Here is a 5,600-nt window from a genome sequence, read left to right as displayed (position 1 = left end):
TGGTGCCGGTGGCGCTGTCCGAAGCCGGCGCGCTGGACCACCGCGCCGCCATCGGCGCGCTCACCGCCGCCGGGCGGCGCTACCGCATCGCCTTCGCGAGCAACAGCATGAACGGCCTTATTGCCATCGTGCGGTCAGGTATCGCAGTGGCGGTGCTGACCGAAACCGCGGTGCCGGCCGACCTGCGCGTGCTGGGCGTCGAATCAACCCTGCCGGCCCTGCCCGAGGTGTACATCGCGGTGGCGCGGGGCCAGGGGCTGGCGGGATCCGCACTGGTGCAGGCGATGGCTGAACACATCCGGCAGGTGTTGCCGGCCCTGCCCTAGCTTGCCTGCTTGGGTGGGTGGCATCGGGCAGGGGCTGGGGTGCCCGGGCTCCGGGATCACGCTCGCGGGCGTCTGTCCTGGCGCGCGGAGATCACGTCGTCAACAAGGTGGTGCCGCGCAAGCTCTGTAGCGACCGCGAATGGACCCTGCGCCCGGGCACCCCAGCCCCTGCCCTCCACGTTGCGTAAGAGCTCTCGCTCCGTCTTTCTCTCCACCTCCCTAGTCCCACAGGGGAGAGGGCCGGGGTGAGGGGCAGTCGCACGCGAAGATGCCACGTGCGGCCGGTGGTCGGGGTGGGCCAGGCGCAGGGTCCATTCGCGGTCGCCACGGAGCTTGCGCGCCACAGCGATGTTGACGACGCAATCTCTGAGCTTCAGGGCAGACGCCCGCGAGCGTGATCCCGGAGCCTGGCCCACCCCGGCCGCCGGCCGCTGCCACCCAAGCAACGAGAGAAAACGCAACGCGCGCCATTCACGCCGCAGTCAGTCCAGCGCCACCAGCCTGCCCTGCCCGGTGAGAAAAGCGGCGCGCACTACAGCCCCCGGGTTGGCCTGCGCCACCGCCTCGCAATAGCGCCGCATCTGCGCAAGCAATTGGTCTTGCCGCTCCGGCGCGGCCAGCGACTTGTAGTCAAGTACCCACCATTCGCCGGTATCGCGCCGCCGCACCAGGCGGTCCAGTCGCAGCCGCTCGCCGCGGTGCAGCAGTTCCACCTCGTTGCCCTGCCAGTCGATCACGCGCGGGTCCCAGGCCCAGGCGCCCTCCCCGCCGGCGATGCGCCGCGCCATCGCACCGGCGTCGCGCAGCGTGGCGTCGTCCAGGCCGAAGTCGCGCGCGACGCGGCACAGCAGGCTGCTCCCCAGCTCGCCGCCCTGCGCGCCGTGCTCCAGCAAAAAATGCATGGCGCGGCCGAAGCGCGCGGCCGGGCTTTCCGGCTCGATCTTGTCCAGCCCCGACAGCAAGCTGTGCTGGCGCGGCGGCACCGGCACAGTGTTCAGCAGGAACTCGCCTTCGGGCTGCACGGGCATGCCGTCGTCCACCGGCGCCTCGGCGGCCAGCGGCTCGCACAACGGCGACACGCGCTGCCACCAGCTCGCGCCGCTGCCGCTGCTGGCCGGCTGCACCGACGACAGCACCAGCCGGCGGCGCGCGCGCGTCAGCGCCACATAGAGCGCGTTGAGTTCCTCGCGCTGGCGGGCCACGCGTTCGGCGGCCAGCGCATCGGCGTTGCAGGCGGGCGGACGGTTTTCGCTGGCCAGGAAGCTCAATCGCACCGGCGCCGGCGCCTCCCCGGGCCAGTCGCAGATGACACCCATGGTTTCGGCGCGCCCGGCCGCGTTGTCGGTGTCCAGCAGCAGCACGGTGTCGGCTTCCAGGCCCTTGGCGCCGTGCACGGTCAGCAGGCGCACCACGTTGGCCTCCGCCACCGCCGGCCCGGGCACCCCACCGGCCTTGAGCGCGCGCACGAAGGCATAGGGCGTGAGCGCGCGGCCGCCGCGCACGGCCAGCGCCGCGTCCAGCAGCGCGCGCAGGTTGGCCAGCGCGTGGCGCCGCATGGTGGACGGCATGGCGCGTGCGTAGCGGGCCAAGACATCGCCGTCTTCGTAGATGGCCTGCAGCGCGTCGTGCGGCGGCCAGCGGTCCACCAGCCCTTTCCAGCGCAGCAGGGTCGCACCGACCGTCTGCAGCGGTGCGATGAGGCCTTCGGGCGCGCGCAGCAGCTCGAACCATGACGTCGGACGGCCCTCCTCGCGCTCGGCGCGTGCGCGCACCGCCAGGTCCGCCAGCGCGTCGTCGGCCAGCCCGAACAGCGGCGACTTCAGCACCTGCGCCAGCGACAGGTCGTGCGACGGCGACACCAGCACGTCCAGCAGCGCCACGATGTCGCGCACCTCGGGCGCCTCGGACAGGTCGGTCTTCTCGGGCTGCTGCGTGGGCACGTGCAGCGCGCGCAATTCGGCCTCCATGGCGGCCAGCCGGTCGCGCTTGCGCGCCAGCACCATCAGCTCGCCGGGCGGCGTGCCATTGCGGATTTCCGCGGCGATCCAGGCCGCCGCCTGCCGGCATTCCAGCGCGATGAGTTTTTCTTCCGGCTGGTCGCGCGCCACCGTCAGGCTGTCGCGCCACTGGCCGGTCTGCAAGCTCAGAACCACCGGCTTGGCTTCGCGCGGAACCTGCGGCAAGGCATAGGCATGGCCTTCGGAAACGGACTGCGTGGTGTGTTCGCGGTAATCCTGGTACTCGCCGGCCTGTTGCGCCGCGTCCATCGCCTGGTTCACCACGCCCAGCACCTGCGGCGCGTTGCGGTGCGTGTGGTCGCAGGCCAGGCGGTCGCCGTCCAGGCCATCCACGACGAAGCGCTGCGCCGCTGCGAACACCTGCGGCTCGGCGCGGCGAAAGCGGTAGATGCTCTGCTTGGGGTCGCCCACCAGGAACACGCTGGGGCCGCGCCCGCCCGCTCCGGCATAGCCGCTCAGCCAGGCATGCAGCGCCTGCCATTGCAGCGGGTTGGTGTCCTGGAATTCGTCGATCAGCAGGTGCTTGACCTGCACGTCCAGTTTTTCCTGGATCCAGCCGGACAGCATCTCGTCGGCCAGCAGCACCAGCGCGGCGCGCTCGACGTCGTTCATGTCGATCCAGCCCTGCTCGCGTTTCAGCGCCGCGAATTCGTCCAGCAGCCGGCGCGACAGGCGCGCCATGCGCTGCTGGTGCTGCCAGGCTTCGTGCTGGCAGCGCGCGGCGCCGATGCGCTGCACCAGCGCCTGCGCCGTGCGCACCGCGTCGATGCCGGCCAGCTTGTCGCTGAACTTGCGCGGCTCCTCCGCTTGCGTCAGCAGCGCCTGCGTCACGCGGTCCAGGTCGCCGTACGAGAGCGCCGCTTCCAGTTCCGCGCCCTTGGCGGAGAAGGTCGGCGCCGACGCGGCGCCCAGCGCGCGCGCTGCCGCCTGCAGCGTTGCGCGCACGTCTTCCCGCGCCAGCAGGTCGATCGGCTCCTCGCACTCGGCGAAGTCGGGGAACTGCGCGCCCATCGGTTTGACGGACGCTTCGACGACGCCGTTGGCGTCGGCCAGCGCGAACTCCACCCGCTTGGACAACGCGCCTTCCAGCGCCTTCTGCGTCTGCGAGCGGCCGTAGGCGGCCACCGAGCGTTCGTAGTCGCGCCGCGCGCCGGGGTCGCGCGCAATGGCCATGTAGAAGCGCCGCCACACGCGGCTTACCGCCTGCTTGTCGTCTTCCAGCAGTTCATACGCCGACGGCAGGCCCAGGTGCTCCAGCACCGCCAGCGGCGCGCTGCTCAGGAGCGCGGCGAACCAGCTGTGGAAGGTGCGGATCTGCACCGGCCGCCCGGAGCCGAGCAAGCCGGCGTACAGGTCATGCAGCGCCTGCTGCAGCTCCGGCGTGGGAGCGGCGACGCCGCGCGCGCGCAGCTCGCTGTGCAGCTGTTCGGGTTCCACCGCGCTCCAGGCGGCCAGCCATTCGTGCAGGCGCTGGCGCATTTCGCCGGCCGCCTTCTTGGTGAAGGTGATCGCCAGAATTTCGTGCGGCTTGGCGCCGGCCAGCAGCGCGCGCAGGATGCGCGACACCAGCACCCAGGTCTTGCCCGCGCCGGCGCAGGCCTCCACCGCCACGCTGCGCGCCGGGTCGCAGGCGATGGCATAGAAGCGCTCGCGGCTGACGTGCCGTCCGTTGTGCTCGTAGGCGGGTTCGGTCACGCGTTCACTTCATTCGTTCCAGAAATCGCGCCGGCACACGCCGCGCGCGGCGCAGAACTCGCAGCTGCGGCCTTCGCCCAGCGCCGGCAGCGGCACGCCTTCGCCGATGCGCCGCAGGTCGTCGCGGATGGCGTCCAGCATCATCACGCGCGCTTCCATCACCTGCACGTGCGCCACGGCGTTCACCTCGCCGCGCTCGCTGACGTTGAGGTAGGCCGCCTGCAGCTGGTCCTGCCCGAGCAGCGCCGCGTAGAACGCGAGCTGCGTGTCTTCCAGCGGCTGCTTCATGCGCTCGCGCGTGGCCTGCAGGCTTTCGGTCTTGTAATCCATGACCCAGGCCGAACCGTCGGCCGCGTTGTCGATGCGGTCGACGCGGCCGATCAGTTTCACGCCGGCCAATTCCACTTCGTGGTCGCTCTCGGCATGCGCGAACACCGCGCCCGCGGCTTCGTGTTTGGCGAACCAGGCTAGGTAGGCGTCGCGCACGCCCGGCCAGCCAGCGCCGAAGGGCAGGAATTCGCCTTCGTCGATGCGCTCGGCCTGCAGCGCGTCGCGCGCGGCTTCGTCCATCAGGCGCACGCGGCCCGGCCCCGGCGGCTCGCCGGTCTCGCGCAGCCGCTCGTGGAAGCCGCTCAGCACGGCATGCAGCCAGGTGCCGAAGTCGCGTTTGCCGAGTTCGCCGTCCAGCTCCTGGGCCTCTTTCAGCCCGAGCTGACGCATGGCGAAGAAGCGGTAGGGACAGCGGCGCAGGTCGTCGTACGCGCTGGCCGACAGCTGCGCCACCGGCAGCAGCGCGCCCACCGGCAGCGGCCGTTCGCTGGGTTTGGGTGACAGCCAGCGCGGGCGGCGTGGATCGTCCGCCGCCTTCCCGACGCCGCGCAGCTGCAGCAGCTGCACCAGCGGGCTGGGCAGCAGCGGCTCGCCGTTGCTGTCGCTGGCGCGCCAGAGCAGGTCGCAGCGCGGCACCTGCAGCGCCTGGCGCCACATGCTGCGCTGCACCGCCTCCAGCGTTTCGCGCGACGGAAGGCCCAGCCCGCGCCGCTGCGCCGAAGTCCAGGGGCCGGGCGGCTCGGGCGAGGCCGGCAACCGCATCTCGTCGCACCCGGGCATTACCAATGCCGCCAGCGCGCGGCCCAGCACCTGGCTGAACGGCAGGATCACCACTTCTTCGTCGCCGCTGTGTTCCGGCACGAAGCTCTCGGCCTCCAGCACCTCGTTCACCCAGTGCGTGAATTCCTGCAGCGGCAGGCGGCGGCCGGCCTCGCGCATCGCATTCGAGCCATCGCCCTCAGCGACGGCATCGAGCCGCAGCGAATCGATCACGCGCTCGCCTGCGGCGTCGTTCTGCAGCCGCTTCCATTGGCCGGCCTCCACCAGCAGCGCCTGCAGCCCGGCCAGCCATTGACCGAGCGGCCGGCTCTCGCCCATGCGATCGCGCCACTGAGCCACCTGCTGCGCGAGCTGTTGCACCGGTTCGGAGCCGTCCCAATCGAGAGCCTGCAGCGCCGCCCAGCGCCGCTGGCCGCTGCGCCGCACGCGCCGCTCCAGCGCCAGCACGCGC

3 protein-coding genes are annotated in these 5,600 nt (G+C 71.7%); 1 reads left to right on the top strand and 2 read right to left on the bottom strand.

The genetic code is table 11. From position 1 onward, the window contains the following. On the top strand, positions 1-326 hold a 326-nt coding region (locus H0U68_RS08490; protein ID WP_296354580.1), incomplete at its 5' end, for a LysR substrate-binding domain-containing protein. Positions 327-808: 482 nt separating this feature from the next. Here the strand turns inward: H0U68_RS08490 and H0U68_RS08485 are convergent. Further along, the gene (locus H0U68_RS08485; RefSeq protein WP_296354578.1) at positions 809-4,039 is read right to left on the bottom strand and encodes a UvrD-helicase domain-containing protein; all 3,231 of its coding nucleotides are present in this window, start codon (positions 4,037-4,039) and stop codon (positions 809-811) included. A 9-nt stretch (positions 4,040-4,048) separates the two neighbouring features. Further along, positions 4,049-5,600 (bottom strand): PD-(D/E)XK nuclease family protein (locus H0U68_RS08480; protein ID WP_296354575.1); only part of this gene is annotated, 1,552 nt, incomplete at its 5' end.

The sequence above is a fragment of the Ramlibacter sp. genome, from assembly GCF_013697775.1.
Taxonomy (GTDB): Bacteria; Pseudomonadota; Gammaproteobacteria; order Burkholderiales; family Burkholderiaceae_C; genus Ramlibacter.
The sequence above is the reverse complement of the archived record's forward strand: the minus strand, read 5'-3'. Positions and strand labels throughout refer to the sequence as shown.